Origin of the sequence: Paenibacillus sp. J45TS6, from assembly GCF_018403285.1 — a bacterium.
Lineage (GTDB): Bacteria > Bacillota > Bacilli > Paenibacillales > Paenibacillaceae > Paenibacillus.
Map to the genome: position 1 here is coordinate 48428 of NZ_BOSJ01000002.1, position 26771 is coordinate 75198.

The 26771-nt window shown below is 42.8% G+C and carries 25 protein-coding genes; 2 read left to right on the plus strand and 23 right to left on the minus strand.

Translation table 11 applies throughout. The features are described 5' to 3' along the window. The first annotated feature begins 462 nt into the window (after positions 1–462). Positions 463–1239, plus strand: a complete 777-nt coding sequence (locus tag KJS58_RS02960; RefSeq protein WP_213531010.1) for an alpha/beta hydrolase — start codon at positions 463–465, stop codon at positions 1237–1239. Between the two features lie 212 nt (positions 1240–1451). Here the strand turns inward: KJS58_RS02960 and argH are convergent, their stop codons facing one another. From argH to argC, 8 genes are all read right to left on the minus strand, one after another. Continuing rightward, positions 1452–2861, minus strand: a complete 1410-nt coding sequence (argH, locus tag KJS58_RS02965) for an argininosuccinate lyase (protein ID WP_213530348.1) — start codon at positions 2859–2861, stop codon at positions 1452–1454. 93 nt (positions 2862–2954) lie between these two features. After that, entirely contained in the window at positions 2955–4187 is a 1233-nt protein-coding gene (locus tag KJS58_RS02970; RefSeq protein ID WP_191800454.1) for an argininosuccinate synthase, read from the minus strand. Between the two features lie 59 nt (positions 4188–4246). After that, entirely contained in the window at positions 4247–4417 is a 171-nt protein-coding gene (locus tag KJS58_RS02975) for a hypothetical protein (protein ID WP_213530350.1), read from the minus strand. Positions 4418–4574: 157 nt separating this feature from the next. Beyond that, positions 4575–5519 carry an ornithine carbamoyltransferase gene (argF, locus tag KJS58_RS02980; protein ID WP_213530352.1) on the minus strand — a complete coding sequence of 315 codons (945 nt, stop codon included), beginning with the start codon at positions 5517–5519 and terminating at the stop codon, positions 4575–4577. Between the two features lies 1 nt (position 5520). Continuing rightward, entirely contained in the window at positions 5521–6729 is a 1209-nt protein-coding gene (locus tag KJS58_RS02985; protein ID WP_249716904.1) for an acetylornithine transaminase, read from the minus strand. 128 nt (positions 6730–6857) lie between these two features. Next, entirely contained in the window at positions 6858–7694 is an 837-nt protein-coding gene (gene argB, locus KJS58_RS02990) for an acetylglutamate kinase (RefSeq protein WP_213530356.1), read from the minus strand. Positions 7695–7739: 45 nt separating this feature from the next. Beyond that, on the minus strand, positions 7740–8975 hold the full coding sequence (gene argJ, locus KJS58_RS02995) for a bifunctional glutamate N-acetyltransferase/amino-acid acetyltransferase ArgJ (protein WP_213530358.1): 1236 nt from the start codon (positions 8973–8975) through the stop codon (positions 7740–7742). A gap of 62 nt (positions 8976–9037) precedes the next feature. Continuing rightward, the gene (gene argC, locus KJS58_RS03000) at positions 9038–10087 is read right to left on the minus strand and encodes an N-acetyl-gamma-glutamyl-phosphate reductase (protein WP_213530360.1); all 1050 of its coding nucleotides are present in this window, start codon (positions 10085–10087) and stop codon (positions 9038–9040) included. Positions 10088–10380: 293 nt separating this feature from the next. Here argC and cls point away from each other — a divergent pair, with 293 nt between their 5' ends. Next, complete coding sequence (gene cls / locus KJS58_RS03005; protein ID WP_283771236.1) at positions 10381–11829, plus strand: cardiolipin synthase; 1449 nt, start codon at positions 10381–10383, stop codon at positions 11827–11829. 118 nt (positions 11830–11947) lie between these two features. On the opposite strand, the gene KJS58_RS03010 is transcribed toward cls, so the two are convergent. The 15 genes from KJS58_RS03010 to flgK form a co-directional block, all read right to left on the minus strand. Next, positions 11948–12838, minus strand: coding sequence for a YitT family protein (locus KJS58_RS03010; RefSeq protein ID WP_213530362.1), 891 nt, complete (start codon positions 12836–12838; stop codon positions 11948–11950). A gap of 167 nt (positions 12839–13005) precedes the next feature. Continuing rightward, positions 13006–14119, minus strand: a protein-coding gene (gene prfB / locus KJS58_RS03015; protein WP_213530364.1) for a peptide chain release factor 2 whose coding sequence is annotated in 2 segments (ribosomal slippage) — positions 13006–14046 and positions 14048–14119 — 1113 coding nt in all. Because the reading frame shifts where the segments join, the coding sequence is not laid out codon by codon here. Between the two features lie 118 nt (positions 14120–14237). Continuing rightward, positions 14238–16742: a preprotein translocase subunit SecA gene (gene secA, locus KJS58_RS03020; protein ID WP_213530365.1), complete on the minus strand. Its 2505-nt coding sequence runs from the start codon at positions 16740–16742 to the stop codon at positions 14238–14240. A gap of 493 nt (positions 16743–17235) precedes the next feature. Further along, the gene (gene hpf, locus KJS58_RS03025; RefSeq protein WP_213530366.1) at positions 17236–17802 is read right to left on the minus strand and encodes a ribosome hibernation-promoting factor, HPF/YfiA family; all 567 of its coding nucleotides are present in this window, start codon (positions 17800–17802) and stop codon (positions 17236–17238) included. Between the two features lie 270 nt (positions 17803–18072). Beyond that, entirely contained in the window at positions 18073–18270 is a 198-nt protein-coding gene (locus tag KJS58_RS03030) for a cold shock domain-containing protein (protein WP_009594275.1), read from the minus strand. A 279-nt stretch (positions 18271–18549) separates the two neighbouring features. Further along, positions 18550–18885, minus strand: coding sequence for a flagellar protein FliT (gene fliT / locus KJS58_RS03035; RefSeq protein ID WP_213530367.1), 336 nt, complete (start codon positions 18883–18885; stop codon positions 18550–18552). Beyond that, on the minus strand, positions 18869–19264 hold the full coding sequence (fliS, locus tag KJS58_RS03040) for a flagellar export chaperone FliS (protein WP_213530368.1): 396 nt from the start codon (positions 19262–19264) through the stop codon (positions 18869–18871). Before fliS ends, fliT begins: the two co-directional genes overlap by 17 nt. A 23-nt stretch (positions 19265–19287) precedes the next feature. Further along, complete coding sequence (fliD, locus tag KJS58_RS03045; protein ID WP_213530369.1) at positions 19288–20811, minus strand: flagellar filament capping protein FliD; 1524 nt, start codon at positions 20809–20811, stop codon at positions 19288–19290. A 15-nt stretch (positions 20812–20826) separates the two neighbouring features. After that, on the minus strand, positions 20827–21210 hold the full coding sequence (locus tag KJS58_RS03050; protein WP_213530371.1) for a flagellar protein FlaG: 384 nt from the start codon (positions 21208–21210) through the stop codon (positions 20827–20829). A gap of 116 nt (positions 21211–21326) precedes the next feature. Next, the gene (locus KJS58_RS03055; protein ID WP_213530373.1) at positions 21327–22691 is read right to left on the minus strand and encodes a flagellin N-terminal helical domain-containing protein; all 1365 of its coding nucleotides are present in this window, start codon (positions 22689–22691) and stop codon (positions 21327–21329) included. A gap of 148 nt (positions 22692–22839) precedes the next feature. Then, entirely contained in the window at positions 22840–23085 is a 246-nt protein-coding gene (gene csrA, locus KJS58_RS03060; protein WP_213530375.1) for a carbon storage regulator CsrA, read from the minus strand. A 2-nt stretch (positions 23086–23087) separates the two neighbouring features. Further along, entirely contained in the window at positions 23088–23540 is a 453-nt protein-coding gene (gene fliW, locus KJS58_RS03065; protein ID WP_213530377.1) for a flagellar assembly protein FliW, read from the minus strand. 86 nt (positions 23541–23626) lie between these two features. Beyond that, a complete protein-coding gene (locus KJS58_RS03070) occupies positions 23627–24196 on the minus strand; it encodes a DUF6470 family protein (protein WP_213530379.1) in 570 nt (189 codons plus the stop codon). A 27-nt stretch (positions 24197–24223) separates the two neighbouring features. Further along, a complete protein-coding gene (flgL, locus tag KJS58_RS03075; protein WP_213530381.1) occupies positions 24224–25147 on the minus strand; it encodes a flagellar hook-associated protein FlgL in 924 nt (307 codons plus the stop codon). Positions 25148–25179: 32 nt separating this feature from the next. Continuing rightward, positions 25180–26763, minus strand: a complete 1584-nt coding sequence (flgK, locus tag KJS58_RS03080) for a flagellar hook-associated protein FlgK (RefSeq protein WP_213530383.1) — start codon at positions 26761–26763, stop codon at positions 25180–25182. Positions 26764–26771 lie beyond the last annotated feature (8 nt).

Consider the following 26771-nt stretch of genomic DNA (forward strand, 5'->3'; position numbering starts at 1 on the left):
TTGTTACGCTGTAAATGTATGTTTCATTCATTTCTCTGTTTTTATTGATGGGACGCTTGTTTTCTCTTTATTTAAAGAAATTTATGTAGAAAAATAGATTTATTATTTAGTTACCAACCTGTTGATAACTTTTTGAAAATCCATTGTTTTTTTGTTTTCTATTCACAAATTGGTATTGGATTCGTGGAAAAACAGGATTGACTGTGGGTAATGTGCATAGAATTGTGCATAAACACGAAATTACTAATATCATTTTGCGATGAGTCTGTGAATAACACAATGTTATGCACAAAATGGGTATAACATTGTGAATGACTTTCTTTTTACTTCTCCATTCTTCTATTCACACCTGTGGATGAAGTCTCTTCGATGCTTTATTTAGTGGCGATGATCCACCGACTTTCGTTATACTAGATGAGTATCAATGATGCTTTATCTTACATAGGGAGGGATTTTCCGATTATGGCACTTATGCAATGTCATTTCTATTCAGAAGTACTCGGTATGAATACGACGATGCACGTTATTTTACCTCAGCAAACCGCTACACAGATTGGTGTCGATACCAAACAAAGCAATGGACTTCATCAAACACTTTATCTTCTTCATGGTCTATCTGACGATGACTCGATTTGGCTTCGCCGTACTGCCATTGAACGCTACGCATCAGCTTACGGAATTGCTGTCGTTATGCCTAACGCACATCGCAGCTTCTATACCGATATGGCAGAAGGAAGCGCTTATTTTAAGTACATATCAGAAGAAGTGCCCACTCTAGCCCGTTCTTTCTTCCCTCTATCTGCTGCACGTGAGGATAACTTTGTGGCTGGATTGTCCATGGGCGGATATGGCGCAATGAAGATCGCCTTAAGCAAGCCTGAATCCTATGCCGCTGCAGCAAGCCTGTCAGGAGCACTTGATATGGCAAATCATCTAGATCGGATGAATGAACCTGCGCAAGCGAATACCGAATTCAGACGGATTTTTGGTGACCATGTGACAGATACCGAGAATGATTTGATGTGGCTATTAAAACAATGTGAACAAAAGGATGGCCCTAAACCGAAGCTGTTCCAATGTTGCGGAACAGAAGACTTTTTATATGAGGATAATCTTCGTTTCCGCTCAGCCGCGGAACAAACACGACTGGATTTCACCTACATGGAAGGACCCGGCGAACACGAATGGGGTTATTGGGATGCCCGCATTCAGGATGTGCTGAAGTGGCTTCCTCTCTAAGTCTCCTTTATTATATAATGGACAAACTAGCTGTCTTTTAGTTGTAATTTAGTTATCTCTTAGTAGTTATCTGATAGCTATATTTTTATTGATGTATAAAAAAGAGCAGCCACCGGGCTGCTCTTTATCTTTGATATTTGCGTATAACTCGCTCTTGTGAAAACATTTCTAGTGAGTTAGATCTATTTTTAAAAATGGGTAGCTAAGATTGCTTACGCTTCTGCATGCTCAACAAGCCACTGATCTGTAAGCCGCATGATTGCTTCACTCCGTTTGATCGCATCGCATACTTGTTCAGTGGCAGTTCCCCCGTAGACATTCCGTGCATTCACGACCGCTTCCGGCTGAAGTACAGCGTAAATATCCTCATCAAACAGCTCTGAGAATTGGGTGAATTCATCTAGAGACAGATCCAGCAAGTATTTCCCGTTCTGAATACAATAAAGAACCGTTTTGCCAATAACTTCGTGCGCCTGACGGAAAGGCAGTCCTTTGTTAACGAGGAAATCTGCGATATCTGTAGCATTAGAGAAATCTTTATTCACCGCTTCACGCATACGATCTTTGTTCACCTTCATGGTAGCAATCATTGGAGCAAACAACTGCAAAGCCCCTTCGAGTGTCGCTACTGTATCGAACATGCCTTCCTTATCCTCCTGCATATCTTTGTTATAAGCAAGCGGCAAGGATTTAAGAACCGTAAGCAGACCTATGAGATTTCCATAGACACGGCCTGTTTTACCGCGAACTAGTTCCGGTACATCCGGGTTTTTCTTCTGCGGCATAATACTGCTTCCCGTACAGAAGGCATCATCCAGTTCTACGAAACTAAACTCCGTACTGCTCCACAGCACAAGTTCTTCACTAAGACGGGACAAGTGCATCATGATCAGGGAGGCATCTGCAAGGAATTCAACGATAAAATCACGATCACTCACTGCATCAAGACTATTCTCGTATACACGATCAAATTGCAGCTGTTCTGCTACAAAATGACGATCAATGGGAAACGTTGTCCCTGCAAGTGCTCCTGCACCAAGCGGAAGAACATTGATTCGTTTGTAACTGTCCATCAGTCTCTCTGCATCCCGCTGGAACATCGACACATAAGCCATTAGATGATGAGCAAACAGGATCGGCTGCGCTCTTTGCAAATGGGTATATCCTGGCACAATGGTATCCACGTTATCTCTCGCTTGCCCAATAAGTGCTTCTTGCAGCGTATGGAGCATACCGACAATTTCAATAACCCGGGCACGCAAGTATAAATGCATATCCGTTGCTACCTGATCGTTCCGACTACGACCTGTATGTAATTTGCCGCCTACTGGACCAATCTGATCAATTAAGTTCTTCTCAATATTCATGTGGATATCTTCATCCGATACGGAAAATTCGATCTCACCTGCACGAATTTTACCAAGTACCGACTGCAACCCTTCTTTAATCGTCTCCACATCTTCCTGAGGTAAAATGCCACACTTCCCTAGCATACTCACATGAGCCAGACTGCCCTGAATGTCCTCTTCTGCTAGTGCTTTGTCAAAGTTAATCGATGCTGTATATTCTTCTACCAGATGATTCGTTTGTTTCGTGAAACGCCCGCCCCATAGTTTACTCATGTCGCTGCCTCCCTTTCACCTCTCATGGACAAAGACCGCCCCTATTACTTATCAAGGAACGGCCTTTCGTCTCCTTACCCTTTACAGCTGCTTTTATTGATTCTGAGCTACTCCGGAACCTACTTTTAGTCTCAACGCGTTCAGACGGATAAAACCTGTAGCATCTCCTTGATCGTACGCTTGTGTTGGATCTGCTTCCATCGTAGCAATGTCAGGATTATATAAGCTGACCGGGCTTTTCACTCCCGCGCCAATCACGTTTCCTTTGTATAACTTCACACGAACCGTTCCGGTTACGTTCTTCTGACTCTCTGTAACGAGTGCTTGAAGAGCAAGACGTTCTGGAGCAAACCAGAATCCGTTATATACGAGCGTGCTGTAACGAGTAATTAGACTGTCGCGCAGGTTCATCACTTCACGGTCCATCGTGATGGACTCCATTTTGCGATGTGCTGTAAATAGAATGGTTCCTCCTGGTGTTTCATACACGCCGCGGCTCTTCATGCCGACAAAACGGTTCTCCACCATATCCACACGGCCAATTCCATGTTTGCCGCCCAGTTCATTCAGTTTCTCCATCACTTCCAGCGGGCTAAGTTTCTCACCATTCAAAGCAACACAGTCACCTTTATAAAATTCAAGCTCTAGATATTCTGCTTCATTCGGTGCATCCTCAGGATCATTACTCAGTAAGTACATTTCTTTGTTCTCAGGAGTGGTTGCATCAAACCAAGGATCTTCAAGGACACCACTTTCATAACTGATATGTAGTAAGTTACGGTCTGTAGAGTATGGTTTTGCTGCGGATGCGGTTACAGGAATTCCATGTTTTTCAGCATAGGCAATCATCTCTGCACGTCCAGGGAACTGATTCCGGAACTCTTCCAGTCTCCATGGAGCAATAACTGCAATATCCGGTGTAAGTGCAGCCGCGTTCAGCTCAAACCGAACTTGGTCATTACCTTTACCCGTTGCTCCGTGAGCAATAGCGGTCGCTCCTTCAGCGATAGCGATATCCACCATCCGTTTTGCAATCAGGGGACGAGCAATACTGGTACCGAGCAGATATTGTCCTTCATACATTGCCCCTGCCTGGAACATTGGGTAGATGAAGTCTTTTGCAAACTCTTCGCGAAGGTCGTCAATGTATACTTTGGATGCCCCTGTAGCGAGTGCTTTTTCCTCTAGGCCATCAAGTTCGTCTTTTTGTCCGATATCTGCGGTAAAGGCGATGATTTCTGCGTCATATGTTTCTTTCAGCCATTTTAGAATGACGGATGTATCTAGTCCGCCGGAATAGGCTAATACGATTTTCTCTTTTGCCATGTTGTTTCCTCCTCGTTATACGGTGGCTGGGGGCTCTTCAATGTAGTGCGGTGAGTGCTTTATGGATTGGGATCGTTATTGGACGGGATCGTTATTGACTGATTCTCTCCGGTTGTTTTGCTTCGCAAAGCCAAAAGTCGTTCATCATTCAATAACTTCACCCTGAGCAGTAGTGCATAACCTCCGACATTAAAAACCGAACCCCTAAGCACAGGCTGCTTTGTTATCACTCGCTCACTGTGCTAAAACCCTGGAACGAATCTCTCTATCAGCTACTCTGTCATGTCTATTCCATATTCTAACATCAAACGCGATTTATTTTGTCATTTTATAAGAAAAAAGTAAGTTACTGTATTCATTAGTAGAACATCGCCTGCTCGAAAGGTTTTAACCCATTAGTGCGGCCATTAATGCTTTTTGTGCATGCAGGCGATTCTCTGCTTGATCAAAGATGGCGGAGTTCGGGCCGTCAATAACTCCCTCACTCACTTCTTCGCCACGGTGTGCTGGCAGGCAGTGCAAGAAGATATAATCTGGTTTTGCTCCTTTTACAAGCTCTTCATTTACCTGATAGTCAGCAAAAGCCGCTTCACGCTCTTTTTGCTCCTCTTCAAATCCCATACTTGCCCACACATCGGTGTAAATAATATCTGCATCTTGTACTGCTTCTTGCGCGCTGTTTGTTACCACAACCTCAGCACCTGTTTCTGTAGCAATGCTCTTTGCCTGATCCACAATAGCTGCAGACGGTTCATATCCTTTCGGACTTGCCACGGATACGTGAACACCCAGCTTTGCTGCTCCGAGCATTAATGAATGCGCCATGTTGTTGCCATCACCGACATACGCCATTTTGAGACCTTTCAGTTTGCCCTTATGCTCAAGTACGGTCTGGAAGTCAGCGAGTACCTGACATGGATGTGCATCATCGCTCAGTCCATTAATGACAGGGATATCCGCATACTTCGCCAGCTCCGTTATATTGCTGTGTGCAAAAGTACGAATCATAATTCCATCGAGGTAGCGGGATAGCACCTGGGCCGTATCACCAATCGTCTCACCGCGACCGAGCTGGATATCATTTTTACTAAGGAACAGCGCATGTCCTCCGAGCTGAAACATCCCTACTTCAAAGGATACACGAGTACGTGTGGAAGACTTCTCAAAAATAAGTCCAATGGTTTTGCCCTTCAGCGGCTGATAAACCTCACCATTCTTCTGCTTTTTCTTAATATCAATGGCCAAATCCAGAAGATACTCGATCTCTTCTTTTGTGTAATCTGTAAATTCGATAAAATCCCGGCCGTGCAAATTTAGTTTTGTAATTGCCATACTATTCTCCTCCTAAGGGTGCTTTGGCAGCGACATGCTCTTCAATTAATATTGCAATCAGCGATACCGCAGTATCGATCTCTTCTTTAGTCACATATAGATTCGGAAGGAAACGGATGACGTTTGGTCCTGCTGTAACAAACAAGAATCCTTTTTTCTGTCCCGCAAGAACTATGTCACCTACGGCTTCTTTGCACTCAATGCCGACAATCAATCCTTGTCCCCGTATTTCAGTAACAAAATCTTGATCGATCAGCTTTGTACGCAGAGACTCGATTAGATAAGCGCCCATCTCCGCAGCGCGAGCGGGAAGATTATCTTCAAGAATGGTCTCTACTGTGGCAAGAACGGCAGACATAGCAAGCGGAGTTCCTCCAAAAGTCGTAGCATGACTGCCCGCTGTGAACGCTTCACGCAGGTATCCCTTACCAAGCATCGCTCCCACAGGGAAGCCGCTCGCTATTCCTTTTGCTACAGTGAAAATATCCGGTTCAATACCGTAATGTTCGTGTCCGAACAATTTTCCTGTCCGGCCCATTCCCGTCTGAACTTCATCCATAATAAGCAGCAGTCCATGTTCCTCACACAGTGCTTTAACCTCTGCCAAGAAAGCAGGTTCTACGATGTGAATGCCGCCTTCTGCCTGAATCATCTCAAGCATAATGGCTGCTGTATGCGGCCCAATCGCTTCTTTCAGCGCTGGAATATCGTGTAGAGGTACGTGAACAAATCCCTCAGGAAGAGGAAGAAATCCTTCTTTTACCTTATCTTGGCCCGTTGCCGTCAGCGTAGCCAGTGTGCGTCCGTGGAAAGACTGCTTGAAAGTGATAATTTCATAACGACCGTTACCCAGTACTTTTTGCTGATATCTTCTCGCCAGTTTAATAGCCGCTTCGTTCGCCTCAGCACCGCTGTTGCAGAAAAATACAGCATCTGCACAAGTGTTCGCCGTAAGCAGCGCAGCCGCTTTCTCTTGAGCAGGGATATGAAACAGATTCGATACATGCCACAATTCATCCAGCTGATCTTTTACTTTGGCAATAACTCGGTCTGGCGCATGTCCTAGATTCGTCACGGCGAGTCCGCTCATGAAATCAAGATATTGATTACCCTTATCATCCCACAAATAACTTCCTTTTCCTTTCACAAGGCTTATCGGATAACGAGCATAGGTTGGAAAAAGGGAACTCTCCGTAGTCGTAGTCGCTATCGCCTGCTGTTCCGTGTGTGATTCCTTTACAGGCTGCTGAGATGAATTGGTAATCGTCAATTATTTCACTCTCCTATCCATGAATACGCGTATACTGCGTCTACTTACTTATTTAGAAGTCCTATGAATTACATCCGTACAATTCGAGTGCCGATCACTTCACCTTGAAGTACTCTGCTGAGCACGCTTGGCTCACTTCCATCGACGATAATAACTTCCTTCACTTTCCCCTGAATACATTCAATGGCTGCTTTTACTTTGGGAATCATGCCTCCATAAATTTCGCCGGTCTGAATCATATCCTGTATCTCTTGCACCGCTACGGTACCCAGCACTTTTTTCACACCATTCACATTCTTCATAATTCCCGGCACATCGGTAACCACAATTAATCGGCTCGCCCCGAGGTGTGAAGCAACTGCTCCTGCCGCTGTGTCTGCGTTGATGTTATAGCGTTGTCCAGCCCCATCTATTCCAATCGGAGCAATGATCGGCATATATCCCATATCCAGCACCCCTTGAATAATAGAAGCTTCTATTCGGGTGACATCTCCTACATGACCTACTTCTGCATGGTTACTGACGGGTTTCGCTTGAATGAGTCCACCATCCACCCCTGAGAGGCCCAGTGCTTTACCGCCAGAAGACTCGATTCGCCGTACGATCTGCTTGTTAATGCTGCCGGCAAGTACCATCTCTACAACATCAAGAACGGGTTCGGTCGTTTTACGAAGTCCGTTCACAAATTCGGTCTCAATCCCCAGCTTCGCCAGGTTCTCAGATATTGCAGGACCGCCGCCATGAACAATGACAGGCTGCATCCCTTCTACTTGGAGCTTCTGCAGGTCTTCAAAAAAAGCATCCGGAAGCGCAGCAAGTGTGCTGCCTCCGCATTTCATAACAAAGGTGCTGATATCTTTTTGCGCCTCGTTCTTCTTTTTCAAAGTGTCTTGTGTTATCATCATGCCTCTATCCCCTTCCTCGTAACAAAAGTAGCGGACAGCCCTCTCTTACGTCCGGTAGGCCGCATTAATTCGAACATAATCGTAAGTCAGATCACAGCCCCACGCGGTTGCGTTCCCGCTTCCTCCATGCAGATCCACATGAATCTGAACTGAATCTCCTTGCAGATAACGCAGAGCTTCTTCTTCATCAAAAGCAACCGGACGTGATCCCGATAACACTAAAATAGATCCAAGCTTCACATCCACCTGATCGGGCTGAACGGGTTCTCCTGCACGACCTACAGCAGCAATGATCCGTCCCCAATTCGCATCCGCTCCAAACATCGCCGATTTTACGAGACTCGAACCGATGACCGTCTTCGCGATGGCTCTTGCTGAATCATCCGATACCGCACCCGCGATATTTACCTCAACGAGCTTGGTTGCTCCTTCTCCGTCTCTTGCAATCGCCTTAGCAAGCACTTCACACACATAGTTGAATGCTGCTGCGAAGTTCTCCCAATCCTTATGTCCCGGATGCAAAGTCTCATTGCCTGCAAGCCCGCTTGCCATCGCAATAAGCATGTCATTTGTACTTGTGTCACCATCTACGGTAATCATGTTAAATGTAGCATCGGTTGATTTTCCGAGCAGACCTTGAAGCGCAGCCCGATCCACCTGTGCATCGCATGTCACAAAGGCAAGCATGGTCGCCATATTGGGATGAATCATCCCGGAACCTTTCGCAGCCCCTGCAATCATCACTTCTTTTCCATCTATAAAAGTACGGACGCAGATTTCCTTCTTCACTAGATCCGTTGTCAGGATCGCTTGGGAAAAATCACTTGCTTCTTGTTTTCCTGAACCTACTCTTGCAGGTAATCCCTTAATCCCGGCATGCACCTTTTCCATATTAAGCAGCTCACCGATCACGCCTGTCGATGCCACGGCTACATTCTCTACTGCAATACCCAGCTCTTTTGCCGTAGCGAGCCGCATGGCATAAGCGTCTTTTTCACCTTGCTGACCTGTTACGGCATTGGCATTCCCGCTATTTACGACAATCGCCTGCAGCTTACCGTTCTGCATACTTTCTCTAGTAACTTGAAGCGGTGCGGCTTGAAATACATTCGTCGTATACACTGCCGCTGCATCCGCTAGAACTTCACAGGTAATGACACCGAGATCATTACGATCTGTCTTTTTGAGTCCGCAATGCAGTCCCCCTGCTGCGAAACCTTTTGGTGATACGATTGATCCTTCGGGTATAACTTGAAATGCTTGATATGCAACCTGTGCCATAACCTCTCCCCACTTCCATCCAGGTAAATAAAATCGACTGCAATACGGCTATCTCATTCGAATTACGGGTATACTGGTAAAAAATTCAGTCCGGTCTGTTCATCCCAGCCCATCATCAAGTTCAAATTCTGTATCGCTTGGCCTGCGGCACCTTTTACGATGTTATCAATGACGGATATAATCGTAACCCGGCCCGTTCGCTCATCCACTGCAAAACCAATATCACAATAATTGGATGCGAATACTTCCTTTGTAGCCGGCCAAATCCCCTTTTCACGGATTCTTACAAAAGACCGGTTCTCATAATACTGCTTATAAACATCTATAAAATCTTGATCAGTATATTCGCCTTTTAGCGGAGCGTACATTGTACTCATAATTCCTCTTGTCATCGGAACAAGATGCGTTGTAAACGTAACGGTAACCGGCTCTCCTGCTTGGTCGCTGAGGACCTGCTCAATCTCAGGAATATGCTGATGCTTATTCACTTTGTAGGCTTTAAAATTCTCATTCATTTCTGCGTAATGGGAAGATAGACTCGTTCCTCTTCCAGCACCGGATACTCCCGACTTCGCATCAATGATAATACTGCGGTGATCAATCAGCCCTGCCTTGATTGCGGGAATCAGTCCAAGCAGCGTCGCTGTTGGATAGCATCCTGGATTGGATATAAAGGAAGCACCTGCCGCGTTCTCTCCATAGATTTCGCTTAGACCATATACCGCCTGATCCAAATAGATATCTTCTGCCGGACTATGTTTATACCACGCTTCGTATTCCGCGCTATCTGTCAGTCTAAAATCACCCGAAAGATCAATCACTTTTAAACCTGCATCAATTAGTTGAGGAACTAGCTTCGTACTTACTCCCGATGGAGTTGCTGTGAATACGAGATCGACCTCTTCTGCCATCTTCACGATATCAATTCCATCCAGCTTCTGATCCACAATCCCTGTCAGATGAGGAAACCCTTCAGCGATCGACACACCGCTTGTCGAAGACGAAATTACAGAAGTAATCTCTACATGGGGATGAAGATATAAAAATCGAATGAGTTCCACACCGCCATATCCAGTGGAACCTACGATTGCAACTTTGCATTTCTGAGTCATTGGGGTTGCCTCCATCTCATGAATAGTCTATTTTCTATGTATGTAATCCATTTATAGGTTGATCATGCTAAAATATACTTTTTTATTCATCGATGTGCATTATTATACATTGGTGTTTATATAAATACAACACTTTATACATTATTCTATACAAATCAAATCATTCATTATGATTTAGCACCCAGGGATTCGGTGAAAAATGAAATATCTATTTCCGATGTTTCCAACAGAGTGTTATGATGCATAATAGGGTTTAAATAAATCTATATATCATATTTAAAGGAGCTATCGCTTTGGATATTAATCACATCAGCTCTATTATCATCCTGGTGATCAATATGCTGCTCGCGGCAGCTGTTGTTTTCCTGGAACGAAAGGACGCTACCTCGACGTGGGCTTGGCTGCTTGTGCTCACCTTCATTCCGATTCTCGGATTTGTTCTCTACCTGCTGCTTGGTCAGAACCTCACTCGCTATCGCCTCTTTCAATGGAAGGAACGCGCTAAACTTAATATCGACCAGATGGTCATTGATCAAGTTCATCTTTTGCAGGAAAAAGATTTCCCGTTTCGCAAACCAGACACTTTAGAGTACAAAGACTTCATCTATATGCATCTTATACAAAATGGAGCTCTATTCACCGAAGATAACAAGGTTGATATCTTTGTAGACGGTCATCAGAAGTTTGATAAACTGCTTGAAGATATTAATAACGCGAAAGACCATATTCACATTCAGTACTACATCTATCGTTCTGATGGACTTGGAAAACAAATTCGGGATGCACTGATCAAGAAGGCTAAGGAAGGCATTTATGTACGAGTTCTATATGATGCGCTTGGTTCTAGAACGCTGAGAAAACGTTTCTTTAAGGAACTGACTGCAGCTGGAGGAAAAGTGGAAGTGTTTTTCCCATCCAAACTAAGTCCCATTAACCTTCGACTGAACTACCGAAATCACCGAAAACTCGTCATTATTGATGGACAGATTGGATATACGGGTGGATTCAATGTAGGAGATGAGTATCTCGGACTCGACAAAAAATTTGGGTACTGGCGTGACACGCATCTGCGAATTCAAGGAACTGCAGTTGCGACACTTCAAGCTCGCTTTATCATGGACTGGAACGAAGCATCTCGATATCATGACATCACGTTTGTACCTGCACATTTTCCTGAACCAGAGAAAACAGGCCATGTAGGGATGCAGATCGTTACCAGCGGACCAGATGCAGAAATCGAACATATCAAGAACGGGTACATAAAAATGATATCTGCGGCCAAAAAATCAATCCTGATTCAGACCCCGTATTTTATCCCGGATGCTAGTATGCTCGATGCTGTCCGTATCGCTTGTTTGTCGGGGATTGATGTACGTATCATGATTCCGAATAAACCGGACCATATGTTTGTATACTGGGCAACCACTTCCTATGTTGGTGAACTGATTAAAGTGGGCGCAAAAATCTTTGTTTATGACAATGGATTCCTCCATACCAAAATGATTGTCGTCGATAATAAAATAGCAACGATCGGTTCGGCTAATTTCGATGTGCGCAGCTCCCGTCTGAACTTTGAAATCAATGCTTTTATCTACGATACTGATATTGCACAGCAGCTGACCGATGCTTTCGAAAAAGACTTACAGCTCTCAGCCGAGCTGACAGAGGAACATTACAAGCAGCGTTCCCTCTGGATTCGCTTTAAGGAATCCATCTCCAGATTGCTTTCACCTATCTTGTAAGATGATACTTACATGTATAAATACAAAAATGGACAGACCGATGAAGGTCTGTCCATTTTTTATTGTTTACGATCTAGTTAGCCGTTTTCTACTCCTGACCTACCATATGCTCAGCAGTTTAAGCTCTAGTAAATCCTTCACCTAATACTTCGTGTGCATTCGTAATCGTCACAAAGGCATTCGGGTCAACCGAACGTACAAGTGCTTTTAAACGGGTGATTTCATTTTGTGCAACAACGACCATCAGCACCGTCCGATCATCATCTGTGTAACCGCCTTGTGCGGAAAGTTTTGTTAAACCACGGTCCAGATCATCGAGAATTGCTTTTGAAATGGACTCTGTTTGTTCCGAAATAATATAAGCAACTTTGGAGGTGCCAAAGCCCATTTCAACAGAGTCAATTACTTTACCTGTGACATACAAACTGATTAGAGCAAACAAAGAGTTCTCCAGTGACAGTATCCACCCCGCCAGAATAATGACGGTTCCATCAAGCAGCATGACACATAAGGAAAGACGTAAACCGCTAAATTTCTGAATGATCTGTGCAAGAATCGTAAGACCACCCGTTGAACCGCGGCCCCGGTATACAATCCCAATTCCTAAACCTACTCCGATCCCGCCGAAAATGGATGCCAAAAGCGGATTGTTTGTCGGAACTGCCCATGTATCCGTCAGATAAACAAAGAAGGGAAGCATAAAACTTCCGAGCAAGGATCGAACTCCATATTGTCTGCCGAGAATGAGATAACCGGCAATAAATAGAGGGATATTGAGTGCCCACTGGGTATATGCAGGTTCCACGCCCCACGCTTCCTGCACGAGGATCGATATTCCCGATACACCGCCTGATGCAATCTGATTGGGAACAAGGAATAAATTAAAGGCAATCGCCATAACAAACGATCCAAATATAATCAGAAATGTATCTAGTGCCATCCTTAGCGGTCCATCAATCGGAATGATGGAGTTCCATCTTTTGTTTTTGGGTTGTTGTGCTTGCTGCATTACGTTCTAATCTCCCCTTAAAATAATATCGCTATATATTTATTTCATAATTCACGCCACAAGGATGAAAATGATCTAAGTATGAAAGATGTATCCAATATTTCAACCAGCAAAAAAATTCCTACATGGTTATACTTCCCCTTTACCATGTAGGAATTCCCTATAAATTATTCAGACTCCACCTTAATTTGCTTGCGGAGATATCCGTCAATAAACGGATCCAGGTCACCATCCATGACAGCACCTACGTTCCCTGACTCCACACTTGTACGGTGATCCTTTACCATACTATAGGGATGGAACACGTAGGAGCGAATCTGGCTTCCCCATGCAATATCCGATTGTTCTCCTCGGATTTCATCCAGTTGTTTTCTTTGTTCTTCTATTTTACGCTCGTAGAGTTTAGAACGAAGCATCGTCATCGCACGCTCACGGTTCTTGATCTGAGAGCGTTCATTCTGACACGTTACGACTACACCTGTAGGTAAATGGGTGATACGAACCGCGGAATCCGTCGTATTGATATGCTGACCACCGGCGCCACTTGCCCGGTACGTATCAATCTTCAGATCTTCCGTCCGGATATCGACTTCTACATCTTCCGTAATTTCCGGTACGACATCGCAAGATACAAAAGAAGTGTGTCTACGGCCAGAAGAATCAAAAGGTGAGATCCGAACCAGTCGGTGTACTCCTTTTTCCGCTTTTAGATAACCGTAGGCATTATATCCTTTGATGGAGAGGGTTACACTTTTAATGCCCGCTTCATCTCCCGCTAGATAGTCTAGCACTTCCACTTTAAAGCCATGTTTCTCGGCCCAGCGTGTATACATACGAAGCAGCATCTCGCCCCAATCCTGGGATTCCGTTCCGCCTGCCCCTGGGTGAAGTTCAAGAATCGCATTCATTTTGTCATAAGGCTGATCAAGAAGTAACTGTAGTTCAAACTCATCCAGCTTATTCACAAGCGATTTGATGGTCTCTCCTACTTCAGCAGCGACATCTTCATCACCCTCTTCATCGGCAAGTTCGATCATCATTGTGGCATCATCATATTCTCGTTGTAACTTCAAATAATCGTCCACGGATCCTTTTACCGCGTTCATTTCGGCAATAATTGCCTGTGCTTTATCACTATCGTCCCAAAAATCAGGTGCAGACATTTTCTCTTCAAAGTTAGCAATCATTTCATTCTTCAGGTCTAAGTCAAAGAGACCCCCTAAGGTTCGTTAATTTCTTGCTGATTTCACGCAAATCTTGTTTTACGGACGGATCGATCATACTACAAATTCCTCTCTTTACTGTAGATAAAGCCCCATCAGAGCCTGCCAGGTATACTAGCAAGCTCCAAGGAGCCGTATAGGTTGTTACATGTTTAAATTATTGTATGGCTGGATGATTAATTTTGTCCATGGCATTGTTTATATTTCTTGCCGCTGCCGCATGGACAAGGATCGTTACGTCCGATCTGGTCATCCACTTTCACAGGACGTTTCTCCGCAGGTTCGCCGCTGGTAGAAATCTTGTTCTCATCGACTACCGCTTGACGTTCCTGGTTGCTCTCGATTTGAGCTCTCATGACATAGGTCGCAACTTCTTCCTGGATGGTAGCGATCATCTCATGGAACATCGCAAACCCTTCAAACTGGTATTCGCGAAGCGGATCAGTACCGCCGTATGCTCTCAGGTGAATCCCTTGACGGAGTTGATCCATCGCATCGATGTGATCCATCCATTTGCTGTCTACAGAACGAAGCACGATAACTTTCTCGAATTCACGAACCATATCTTCCCCGATTCGTTCTTCTCGCTCGTCATATTTCTTCTGAACTTTAGCGAAAATAAATTCGACAATCTCTTCGATTTCTTTGCCCCATAGATCGTCGCGTGTAATGGCGCCTTCTTCAAGCATTTTGCTGTTGATATAGTCTGCCACTTCTTGCAGTTCCCAGTTCTCAGGAATGTCATCTACACAGTGTGCTTCCACATTACGCTGAATGGTTCCGCGAATCATCTCCATAACAATGGTTTTGATGTTCTCGGACTCGAGCACTTCACGGCGCTGTTTATAAATAACTTCACGCTGCTGATTCATAACATCATCGTACTGGAGTACGACTTTACGCATATCAAAGTTATTGCCCTCTACCCGTTTTTGAGCAGATTCTACAGCACGTGTAATCATTTTACTCTCAATTGGTTGATCTTCTTCAAATCCAAGACGCTCCATCATGTTCAGTACATTATCTGCACCAAAACGTTTCATCAGCTCATCTCCAAGAGAGAGATAGAACTGTGTGGAACCTGGATCACCTTGACGTCCTGCACGGCCCCGAAGCTGGTTATCAATCCGGCGGGATTCGTGACGTTCCGTACCAATGATATGAAGGCCGCCTAGTTCAGCTACGCCATCACCCAAAATAATATCGGTACCCCGTCCAGCCATGTTCGTTGCAATCGTAACTGCACCCGCTTGGCCAGCACCGGAGATAATCTGTGCTTCTTCTGCATGGTATTTCGCATTCAGTACCTGATGCTTCACGCCTTTGCGTTTGAGCATTTCGGAGAGAAGTTCAGAGTTCTCGATGGAAATCGTACCTACGAGTACCGGCTGGTTCTTCGCATGACGTTCTACGATCTCATTCACGACTGCTTTAAACTTACCTTCCACACTCTTGTACACAATATCCGCCATATCATCACGCTGATTCGGACGGTTGGTTGGTACTTGGAGTACTTCAAGTCCATAAATTTTCTTAAACTCTTCTTCCTCTGTCTTCGCCGTACCTGTCATACCTGCCAGCTTCTTGTACATCCGGAAGTAGTTCTGGAATGTAATCGTAGCAAGTGTCATGCTTTCGTTCTGAACCTCAATTGCCTCTTTTGCTTCAATCGCTTGGTGAAGACCATCACTATAACGACGTCCGGCCATAAGGCGTCCGGTAAATTCATCAACGATCACAACTTCATCATCGGTTACTACATAATCCACGTCACGGCGCATAATGACATTCGCTTTGAGGGCCTGTACGACATGGTGATTCAGTGTAACGTTCGCTTGGTCATACAAGTTCTCAATGCCAAAAGCACGTTCTGCTTTTGCAACCCCTGCTTCGGTAAGGGCCACGGATTTCACTTTAATATCTACCGTGTAATCTTCTTCTGCTACCAGTCGTTTCACAAAACGATCTGCTGCAAAATAAAGTTCTGTCGATTTTTGAGCTTGTCCTGAAATGATTAGCGGTGTACGAGCTTCATCGACCAAGATGGAATCGACTTCATCAATAATACAGTAGTAAAGCGGACGCTGTACCATTTGCTCTTTATAAAGGACCATGTTATCGCGGAGATAATCAAATCCGAATTCATTGTTTGTACCGTACGTAATATCGCAAGCATAAGCTGCCTGTTTTGCCGCATGATCCATACCGTTCAAGTTAATCCCAACGCTCATGCCGAGGAATTCATAGATCTGTCCCATCTCCTGGCTATCCCGCTGAGCAAGATAATCGTTGACGGTAACGACATGGACCCCTTTACCTAATAATGCATTCAGATACACAGGAAGGGTACCTACGAGGGTCTTACCTTCCCCTGTCTTCATCTCTGCAATACGGCCTTCATGAAGGGCAATACCACCGATCAGCTGTACATCATAATGACGTTTGTTCAGGACACGTTTAGATGCTTCCCGCACCGTAGCAAAAGCTTCAGGCAATAGATCGTCGAGCGTAGCTCCCTTTTCAATACGAGAACGGAATTCCTCCGTTTTACCTTGCAGCTGAGCGTCGGAAAGCGCGGTAAATTCCGGCTCCATTTTATTAATTACATCGACCGTCTTCATCAGACGTTTGACATCACGCTCATTGGTGTCGCCGAAGATCTTCTTCACTAGTCCTAGCATGGTTAACCCCTTTCGTGCAAACAGATAATATAATCAAGCTCGGCATACTAAGGGTAGTGTTAGAAAACTCCAATGTGAAATACATTAACAGTTCTTACATGCACAAGCTGACGTTATTAAAATCATATATATATAGAAACATATCCATTATAAATTAAACCCAAACTCGGGCTTCAATTGAAAAATGGTTTTGCCTAAATTGTAACAGTTTGTAAAGACTGCCGCAACACGGAGAACCCTTTATTTTACTTGATTTACCATCGATCTTACGAGTTTTATGGCAAAAAGCAGACTCTCACCCCATGTATATATTAGACGCAGGTCCTGCCTAATAAGTTTCGCTTCATCTGTATGCAATTAATGGAAATCAAAAAGGACCCCCTTTCCGTAGAATTGGAGGCCCTTCACTATCATCATATTATAATATTCTCATTCAACACTTAAGTAATTCATAAAGAAAATATCAGATATCCTTCGCTTCCGAGTGGAAGGGCTATTCTTTCTCAATTAAACCATATTTACCGTCTTTACGTTTGTAAACGACGTTTACTTCATTATTCTCAATATTGGAGAATACGAAGAAATTATGGCCGATCATGTTCATCTGCAGTATCGCTTCTTCCACATCCATCGGTTTGAGTAAGAAACGTTTCGTACGCACCACTTCAAAATCATCAATATCCATATCCAGTTCATCATCGGTTGTAGGAGATGCACTAGCAGGCACATTTTCTACAAAGAGAGTCTTCAGATTGCCTTCTTGGCGGAATTTACGATTGATCTTTGTTTTGTGCTTGCGAATCTGACGTTCAAGCTTGTCTACTACAGCATCGATGGAGCCGTACATATCATTGCTTTCATCTTCTGCGCGGAGTACTAGACCTTTCATAGGAATAGTTACCTCTACGGTGTGCAGGCCTCGATTAACACTTAGCGTAACATTGCCATCAGAGGTAAGAGGTTCGTCGAAATACTTTTCCAGTTTATTCAGCTTCTTATCTACGTAATCTTTCAAAGCATCAGTAACCTCGATTTGTTGTCCTCGAATACTCAAATTCATAGGGCAGTCCTCCTTTTCCTTTACACCTCGATTATAGCATGAATGATATGGTAAAGTAAAAAAATAAAGCGGTTTCTTTGTTCATACGAAAAGAGATGTGACAATTTTATTAAGTCCGTTTGAAAAGGGTTGCAATCGGTTAATACTAGAGTTAATTCTTCCTAAGAAAACATAAAAAAACCTCAAGACCGAAGTCTCAAGGTTTGAAGCTAACTACTATACAATTGTTAACCATCTAACCGTATATGTAGGTCGGACTATGCCGGATGATTATAATTTGATTACGTTAGCTGCTTGTGGTCCACGCGCGCCTTCAACGATCTCGAATTCTACGGATTGACCTTCTTCCAAAGTTTTGAATCCTTCGGATTGAATTGCGGAAAAGTGAACGAATACATCGCCGCCATCCTCAGTTTCGATAAAACCATAACCTTTTTCTGCGTTAAACCATTTAACTTTACCTTGCATGCACGAACATTCCCTTCGTCTTCAAATGAAGTGAGCGTAGCTCACAATTCAGACTATAACATCCAAACTTATCCATTGTCAATTGGAAAAGAAAATGATTACCTGCAAATATCTAACATATGAATGTTAATAATTTTGGAGTGAATTAGTACTTCTTTCACTTGTCTAATGAATGAATATAAGCATTTTATGAATATCAGTTTTTAAGTCAAAGGATATCGAGCTAACCATTATGACTTAAGTATTATTGAATAATAATTCGCTCTCTTTTCACGCCTTCTATTTTCTACGATCCATCAACAAGCTATCCGCACTATAGGGATTTTCATAAGCACTGCGTTGTGCTTTAATCCTTTTGCGCTGCTGAAGCCATTCTTGAGCTTCCGCTTTTAAGCTGACTATTTTGCCAACGATAACTTGGTCATGACTTAGAAGTACTTTTAGTCGTTGCTCATCCTCGGGATCCATCTTGTGTTGAATCACCTCAGCTAAGATAGAATCTACAAGTACCTGCCGGTTCTCAACAAATTCTTCTATTTCCTCATAATCTGCATTATCCAAGATATCTAGTAATTCGTTGGTCTTTAACTCCAGTTCATCAATTAGTTGCTTCATGTGTCGCCCTTGATACCGCTAGTTTACTCGCACTAAGCCACGTGTCCCGTAGATCGATTAACATGTTCATCGCTTCCTGTGCCGGTTCCTGGGATTTCTTTATATTAGCTTGAATGAGAAGATAATTCATGTATTCATACAAGGAATAAAGCCCGTTAGAAACTTCATATTTCCGATCTAAAGTCACCATCAGCTCACTTATAATTGTCTGAGCCTTACCTAAATTAAGATTAGCTTTTTCAAAATCCGTTTCCTCCAAGCCTTTAACCGAAGCACGGATAAAGCGGATTGCCCCATCATACAACATGATTACTAATTGTGCAGGATTCGAGGTTTGGACAGAAGACTGACGATATTTATCATATGGATTTGCTAACATTAAACTTCCACCTTTTTAATATATTATGAGAAATAACTTGATAGACTTGAGGACTGAGAATTATATTTATTCATTGCTGTTTCCATTGCTGTAAATTGCTTGTAATATCTTGTTTCGAGATTTGTAAGTTTTAATTGGAGTACGTCGATGCGCTTATTGTAATCTTTAAGCTGGCGTCCCATAATACTTTCCTCTTTAAAAATACTGTTCAAATCACCTGAATATTTACTCGTACCTGCTTTGGAAACCAACTTATCAAGAGATCCATTAATTGTTTCAGACATTTTGCTGAATATTCCTGTAGAACTGCCAACTCCCTGAAATACATCGATTAGTTGTTGTGGATTAGACTGCAGTGCTTGTTTAAACTTATCTTCATCCAAGTATAACTTCCCATTTTCGTAATATTGCCCAGTTGTGATCCCAAGAGAGCTGAGTGCAGATAGTTTCCCAGTAATATTCTCACGCATAGAAGATGCTGTTGACTTTAAGATTTCGTCATTCTTTAAGAGACCACTCTTTGCTTTTGCTTCCCAGAGTTCAATATCTTTATCTGTCATTTCCTTTTTTTGTTCATCTGTTAGGGGAGCATAATCTCTGTATCTTTCTTCACTCGACATGGTGTTCATGTAACTCATTAGAGTATTATATTGTTCAATAAAACTTTTAATGGTAGATAATGCCTTCTCATTATCGGTTTGAAGAGAGATCTCAATAGCATCTGTATCAGCTTTTTGATCAATAAGTCCACCTGTTTCTGTATTGGGAGATTTAAGGTTTGTAACACTTAAGAAAGTTAAACTAATCCCATTAACTACTAATGAATTAGTAGTCGGATTGTACTTTCTGCCATTAATAACTACTTCAGCGTTCTCTCCTTTATCTTCGAGAGAATTATCAGTTCCGAAAAGTTTCAATAACGAATTTTCGGTACTAGCATCTTCAACTTTAATATTGGCTGCTTCTCCATAAGTTTTAGAAGAAATCTTCAATTTACCTGTTATCTCATCAAAACTTGCTATTGCATTAGCTTTTGGATCTGAATTAATTGTTGAAATAACGGTAGAAATTGTAGTATTAGAATCAAACACAAAATCTTTTGAATACGAAACACCATTCAATTTCCCACTTATAGTAATCGAATAATTTTTGTTGTCTGTATCACCACTTATATCCTTAAGAGAAGAAGTTGTTTTAATATCCTTGTTAGGAGCCACCCCGACTGTTTCTATCGTGGCTTGCTTTGCTAGATTCACTACACTTACTTTCATTGGTATATTCTGAGCATTGGCAGAGGCTTCTGCTTTAACTGCGTTGTTATTCCCTGTTAAAACAGCCTTTTGGGTATTTAATTCAGCAGATTTATTGAAAATTGATAATTTATTCTTAAAATCGAACAATTTACTGTTTACTTCTCTGTAATTATCACGTTGCCAATTTAAAATTTGTTTTTGCTGAGTTAATTTATCTAATGGGGCCTTGCTCGCTGTCATCATGGATGTAACCATTGAATCAACATCAAAACCTGAGAATCCTGTAACTCTCACTTCACTGAAACCTCCTCATATCTTCTTATCTACCAGTATGCCTGCAATCTCCATCATTTTGGCGACTAGATCGAGCATTTTTTCTGGTGGAATCTCTCGAATTAGTTCCCCCGTCTCTTTGTTGAGCACCCTGACAATAATGTCATGTGTCTTTTCATGAATATTAATATCCAATATGGTTTGAGGTCCCTCCAGCGTCTTCAATGCACGTTCAATGTTTCTGATTAATTGATCCTTGCCCACTGAAAGGGTGCTATCTTGAGTAACTAAACCCATCGATTCACCATTTGTAGAAAATTGGGTAGAATCTTGCGCTACATAAGACAGTTTCATATCAACTACATTTTGTGATGAGCTGGATGTATTGGAGCCTGCAGATACCGATAGTTGGACATTCATTATTCGCTAACCTCCGTATATGATTTACTATTTATATCGGATAAGTTAGACCGTGTCTTTAGAGAAAATAAAAAGAAACCCTAAGAAATAGGGTTCCTTGAATAAATAAGTATTGATTAACGAAGCAATTGAAGAACGCCTTGTGGTTGTTGGTTCGCTTGAGCTAACATTGCTTGTGCAGCTTGAGAAAGAATAGAGTTCTTCGTTTGTTCCATCATTTCTTTCGCCATATCTACATCACGGATACGAGATTCCGCAGCAGTAAGGTTCTCAGAAGATGTGTTCAAGTTGTTGATTGTGTGTTCTAAACGGTTTTGGTTTGCACCAAGTTTAGACCGTTCAGCAGATACTTGTTGAATAGCCTTGTCGAGGGTTTTAATTGCATTATTTGCACCATCTTGAGTTTGTAAGTCAATATCTTTTACAAGGCCTACATTCGTATCTCCTAGAGTCTTAGTACTCATTTCATTAATATCAATCAACACATTTTGATCTTTGTTTGCACCAATTTGTAAAGTTGCACCACTACTTGAGACTTTAATAGTAGCTGTACCAGCTCCTGTAGTATCTGTTACTGTTAATTGAGCACCTTTGTAATTAACTTCTTGTCCTAAACCAGTTAATGCTTCAGTTACTCCGTTTTCATCTGTAATAGAAACCTCTGCATTGTCTCCACCTGTAACAGCTCCACCGAACTCAGTTGCATCAGCTCCACCTAAAACTAATTTTGCATCTGAACCATATGCTTCTGTAGTTAGAGTGATTTTATTACTACCATTAGTAGCAGTTACACCTGTTTTCTCTGTATAAGAATTGATTTTCGCTGCAATCTCAGCCCCAGTAGCCGTTGTAGTATCTAAGTCACTGAAATCAATTTTAACCCCATTAATTGTAAGTTCTTTTCCTGTATAATCTGTACCAGCAGTAAATGTGGTTGAACCTTCTGCTGCAGCTTTAACAGTTGCTTCTTGAGTTACCGTTGCATCATAGTCTCCTGCTTTCAAACCTGAAGCATTATTTAATTTAATAACAGCTGTATCATCTGAAGAACCAACAGCTCCCAAACTACCATTCAATAGTTTCTGCGTGTTGAATTCTGTAGTATCTGAAATACGATTAATTTCAGATTTTAACTGTTCAACTTCTTTCTGTATTTCTTTTCTATCATCCAAAGTATTAGTGTCATTAGATGATTGAACTGATAATTCACGCATACGTTGTAGAATTGAGTGTGTTTCGTTTAATGCACCTTCAGCGGTTTGAATCATAGAGATACCATCTTGTGCGTTTTTAGAAGCCATATCTAAACCACGAATTTGTCCACGCATTTTTTCGGAAATTGCTAGACCCGCTGCATCATCTCCAGCACGGTTGATACGAAGACCAGATGATAATTTCTCCATGTTGTTTGTTTGTGCATTTGTAGCAGCACCCAATTGACGATGTGTGTTTAAAGCCGCAATATTGTGATTGATAATCATGTTATAATTTCCTCCCTGAAATAAGTTGATATCCACGTCCTTGTGGAACGCCTTAGGCGAAAGGTCGGCCGCCCTTGCCCTCAGCGCCTACAACATATATCGACTACAATCACTTCATTATTTATAGCAAAACCAAAAAGTTTTTCTATTATTTTTCATTTTTCACTGACTGCTTAAATTGCACGATTAAAGCCTCAATATGATCCTTCGTTGAAGCGGCAGATTGTTTGTTCGCTTCCTGTATCGCGAGATGAACCTCTTTACGGAAAATATCAACTTCCGCAGGTGCGGAAATGCCAATTCGGACCGTCTCTCCCTCGACGCCGAGCACGGTAATCTCAATATGGTCATCGATCACGATGGACTCTCCCTTTTTCCTGGATAGTACTAGCATCTTTATTCACCATCCTTTGCAAAAAGGGTTCTGGCTGCAGTTAATTCCTTGATGGCATGCCGTGTCTGGTAACCGGATTGTTGCAGCACGATCTGTTTCGCCGCAGCATTCTCTGGATTCATGACAATGGGGGCTAGTAAATTGATGCTTGATTCCTCAATCGATGCTTGAAGGGTTACAATACAGCGTACGAGCACCTTCTCTTTAATTCCTAGTTCCATGGTATCGTGATCTGGTAATTCAAATTCATAACCTGGCTCGAATAGAAATGGGTCCGCTAAGAGAAAGGATAGACTTGGCTCACTTAGCGATTGCATCATACTAAATGGACTATCCTCATAAGGTAGAATGGCAAACTCCTTCTCTTCTTCAAATCCGGGAATTCCTCTATTAAAATGAAATATTTGATCGTCCTCTACTTCGATACTGCCCCAAGAGGTGGATTCAATGATCAATGTAATCTCTCCTTTATCCTTGTGAGTCTACTATTCTATATAAAAAAAGCTACAGATTTGGCGGTTGCCTCTCTATAGCTTCTATGTTACACCGTCTGATCTACTTCAGGGGGAATAAATTGGATAGACGGATACTGCATCATATAGATCTGCAGCTTGCCCCGCTGATAGTCAATCTCCGGCTTGTTTACTTTCACATCGATGGCTACTGAACCTCTTTCAATCTCGATGTCTGTCTTTCGAGTATTAAAGTGTATATCTACATTATCTATGGAGGCTTCACCTCGGAATTCCCCTAGAACCGGTAAAGCCTCCTGTTTCCCATATACCTCAGCGATCGTATTACCCGGCTTATAAAAATCCGCCATCCGATTACCCTGCTCAACTCGTTTGGCAATTCCCTCAAGGAAAATTTGCTTAACGTTTGAATACAACCGCTGTGTCATCTCTATCTGTGTTCCCCCGGTAAAAGCAGCTTTTGCGCGCGACGAATCTACAACAAGCTCAGGCTGATGCTGATCGATTTGAAGGGTTGCTGGGTTACTCTTGATCTGAAGATCTGCTTTTGGTTGTCTTATGGAATACTGTCCTAAATCTGCATCAATGCCAATACGTCCGTTCTGCTGCCTGATCTGAAGCATAGGGATTGTGCTCATGATAATAGAAGCCTCCTCTCATCTTACTTATCTAAGAAAGTCAACTAAGGAAGAGGAGATAATTTTTGCACCAACAGATAATGTTGCGTTATAGATATTTTCTTGAATCTGCGAACGAACAGCCAGCTCAGCGTAATCCGCATCTTCTGTTTTCGCTTGCAGACTCGTTAAGTTATATTCCATATCACCGAGTCTATTTTGCATTAGTTCAATCCTATTCATCTTTGCACCAATACCTGCCTGTGCAGCTGTTAGTTTCTCTACACGAGTGTCCATTTGAGCCAGTTCAGCAGAGATCGCATCAAAATTCCCAGCTTTCAATGCTTCACTCAAACGATCCGCTATTGCAAATACATTGTCTGTCTCATCTGCGGAGCCCATCACGTCATTACCGCTCACATTAATAGCTAACTGTATCCCGCTGCCGACAGCATAATTTACATTTCCGGTATCAATCATGTCTTTTTTAAATACAGAAGTGTCTGATACATTTTCAGCGTTTTTCGCAAAATCATATGGCTTCTGATTATAGCCCTCACCGTTAAAGATATATTTCCCGTTAAGCTGGCTATTGCCGATATCGACAAACTGTTCTTTCAGCTGATTCACTTCAAGACGAATACTCTCCAGGGCACTTTGTGGGTTGGTTCCGCTTGATGCCGTAACTGTTAGTTCTCGCATTCTCTGCAAAACTTCGTTGGTCTGAGATACGACGGTATCTGAGTAATCCAGCCAGGAAATGGCCGAATCCACATTGCTCTGATATTCCGCATTGGAACTCAGTTCTGTACGGTATCGCAATGCATATGTAATACCTACTGGGTCATCTGAAGGCTTGTTAATCTTCATTCCCGTGGACATTTGAAGCTGCGTATCATTAAGTTGCTTCGCGTTACGGTTAATGTTCATCATGAGCTGGTTGCTCATCATATTCGAGGTTACTCGGATCATCGTATTACCCTCCTGCCTGCCTTGTCTTCCTACTATCTTCCTACAGTCCCGGTTCCATTAATTAATTTCTCTAACAGCTCATCAAACGTCGTCATAAATCTAGCAGCTGCGCTATAGGCATGCTGGAACTTAATCATGTTGCTCATCTCTTCATCCAGCGATACTCCGCTGACGGATTGCCGAGAGTTCTCCACCTGAGTCACCAAAGAGGAAGAGTTCGTCATTTTACGATAAGCTTCCTGTGTCTGAACCCCAAGTTCTCCAACCATCGATTTATATAAATCATTAAGTGTCGTCTTATCTGTTCCACCTGGTGTAGTAAAGGAAGTGCCTTTCAGACTTCCCATGAGTGAAGCTAGGGTATTATTCCCTTTCACCGCATTACCCGAAGCATCAAGGCGTAAGGAGGAAGCGATTTTATTAGGATTGAGTTGAATTTCTTTATTAAGCGTAATGTTGCCTGCGGTAATCGTTCCACCATCTGCTCCTGTGAAAAAAGGAATGCCGGCACTTGCAGAGCCATCTAATGAAAAACCAAGCTCATGAAGTCCGTTGAGGCCCTTCACCGTTAAAGGCGTCTCATTCTTGAGAACAGCTCCCGCTGGAAATGCTTGTCCTGCCAGAACGGTAGACTCAGCACCATTAACCGTAATCACGGTATCTTGATCTGCTAGGGTACCTTCCCGCACAGAGGAACCGGCAGGTAAAGTAATCGTAACATCGCCATTCGCAATGGTATTTGCCAGCTGATTCAGATCATTCTGAAAGCTCGTTACAAAGCTGTCTCTCGAAATGACCATTCCATAAACTTCGCCGCCCGTAAGATCTCCAGATGCATAAGCGTCCGTAAGGAGAGCACTCGTCACTTCTGTAACTGCCGTACCATTCACCAGATTCGTTCCACCAATGGAAATATTGTATCCTTGTTGATTTTCCGTCACGGTTACATTCGCAATTCTGGATAACTTATCGGTAAGGAGATCACGCTGATCACGAAGATCATTTGCGTTATCGCCCAAAGATTCAATTCTTGAAATCGTATTATTCAAATCGGCAATAGACGTAAGATACGTTTGCATCTCTTGTGCCTTAACACCGATATTTGCAGTAAGGTCCTGATTTAATCCATCTAGCTGCTTGCTCATGAGGTTCATTGCATCCGTTAGAGCAAGTGCGGATTCTTTTACTATATTACGGGCTGTGAGGTTCTCCGGATCTTTACTTAGATCAGACCAGGAAGACCAGAACTTATCTAATACGGTCTGTAGACCGGTATCGGAAGGTTCGGTCATGATTCCCTGGATTTTATCCAGCGCATCATATTGGATCTCCCAATTTCCAAGGCTCGAATTCTCGCTGCGGAACTGACTGTCGAGGAACCCCTGGCGAATTCGTTCAATGGCTGAGAACTCTACCCCCGAACCTAATTGGCCCGGGTTAGTAGATCTTAAGTAAGCAAGCGGATCCATGGGAGAAGAAGCGGTCATTTTTACCGTTTGTCTCGTGTAACCCTCTGTATTGGCATTGGATATGTTGTGACCTGTTGTATTGAGTGCTGCCGTTTGTGTAAACAAACTGCGTTTCGCAGTCTCTATCGAATGAAAAGTGGAAACCATCGTGTTAC

What these genes read in the sequence shown, in the direction of transcription:
- KJS58_RS02960 (WP_213531010.1), top strand. Translation starts at nt 463, where the DNA reads ATGGCACTTATGCAATGTCATTTCTATTCAGAAGTACTCGGTATGAAT.
- argH (WP_213530348.1), bottom strand. Translation starts at nt 2,861, where the DNA reads ATGAGTAAACTATGGGGCGGGCGTTTCACGAAACAAACGAATCATCTG.
- KJS58_RS02970 (WP_191800454.1), bottom strand. Translation starts at nt 4,187, where the DNA reads ATGGCAAAAGAGAAAATCGTATTAGCCTATTCCGGCGGACTAGATACA.
- argF (WP_213530352.1), bottom strand. Translation starts at nt 5,519, where the DNA reads ATGGCAATTACAAAACTAAATTTGCACGGCCGGGATTTTATCGAATTT.
- argB (WP_213530356.1), bottom strand. Translation starts at nt 7,694, where the DNA reads ATGATGATAACACAAGACACTTTGAAAAAGAAGAACGAGGCGCAAAAA.
- argJ (WP_213530358.1), bottom strand. Translation starts at nt 8,975, where the DNA reads ATGGCACAGGTTGCATATCAAGCATTTCAAGTTATACCCGAAGGATCA.
- argC (WP_213530360.1), bottom strand. Translation starts at nt 10,087, where the DNA reads ATGACTCAGAAATGCAAAGTTGCAATCGTAGGTTCCACTGGATATGGC.
- KJS58_RS03010 (WP_213530362.1), bottom strand. Translation starts at nt 12,838, where the DNA reads ATGCAGCAAGCACAACAACCCAAAAACAAAAGATGGAACTCCATCATT.
- secA (WP_213530365.1), bottom strand. Translation starts at nt 16,742, where the DNA reads ATGCTAGGACTAGTGAAGAAGATCTTCGGCGACACCAATGAGCGTGAT.
- hpf (WP_213530366.1), bottom strand. Translation starts at nt 17,802, where the DNA reads ATGAATTTGAGTATTCGAGGACAACAAATCGAGGTTACTGATGCTTTG.
- KJS58_RS03030 (WP_009594275.1), bottom strand. Translation starts at nt 18,270, where the DNA reads ATGCAAGGTAAAGTTAAATGGTTTAACGCAGAAAAAGGTTATGGTTTT.
- fliT (WP_213530367.1), bottom strand. Translation starts at nt 18,885, where the DNA reads ATGAAGCAACTAATTGATGAACTGGAGTTAAAGACCAACGAATTACTA.
- fliS (WP_213530368.1), bottom strand. Translation starts at nt 19,264, where the DNA reads ATGTTAGCAAATCCATATGATAAATATCGTCAGTCTTCTGTCCAAACC.
- KJS58_RS03050 (WP_213530371.1), bottom strand. Translation starts at nt 21,210, where the DNA reads ATGAATGTCCAACTATCGGTATCTGCAGGCTCCAATACATCCAGCTCA.
- KJS58_RS03055 (WP_213530373.1), bottom strand. Translation starts at nt 22,691, where the DNA reads ATGATTATCAATCACAATATTGCGGCTTTAAACACACATCGTCAATTG.
- csrA (WP_213530375.1), bottom strand. Translation starts at nt 23,085, where the DNA reads ATGCTAGTACTATCCAGGAAAAAGGGAGAGTCCATCGTGATCGATGAC.
- KJS58_RS03070 (WP_213530379.1), bottom strand. Translation starts at nt 24,196, where the DNA reads ATGAGCACAATCCCTATGCTTCAGATCAGGCAGCAGAACGGACGTATT.
- flgL (WP_213530381.1), bottom strand. Translation starts at nt 25,147, where the DNA reads ATGATCCGAGTAACCTCGAATATGATGAGCAACCAGCTCATGATGAAC.
- flgK (WP_213530383.1), bottom strand. Translation starts at nt 26,763, where the DNA reads ATGGTTTCCACTTTTCATTCGATAGAGACTGCGAAACGCAGTTTGTTT.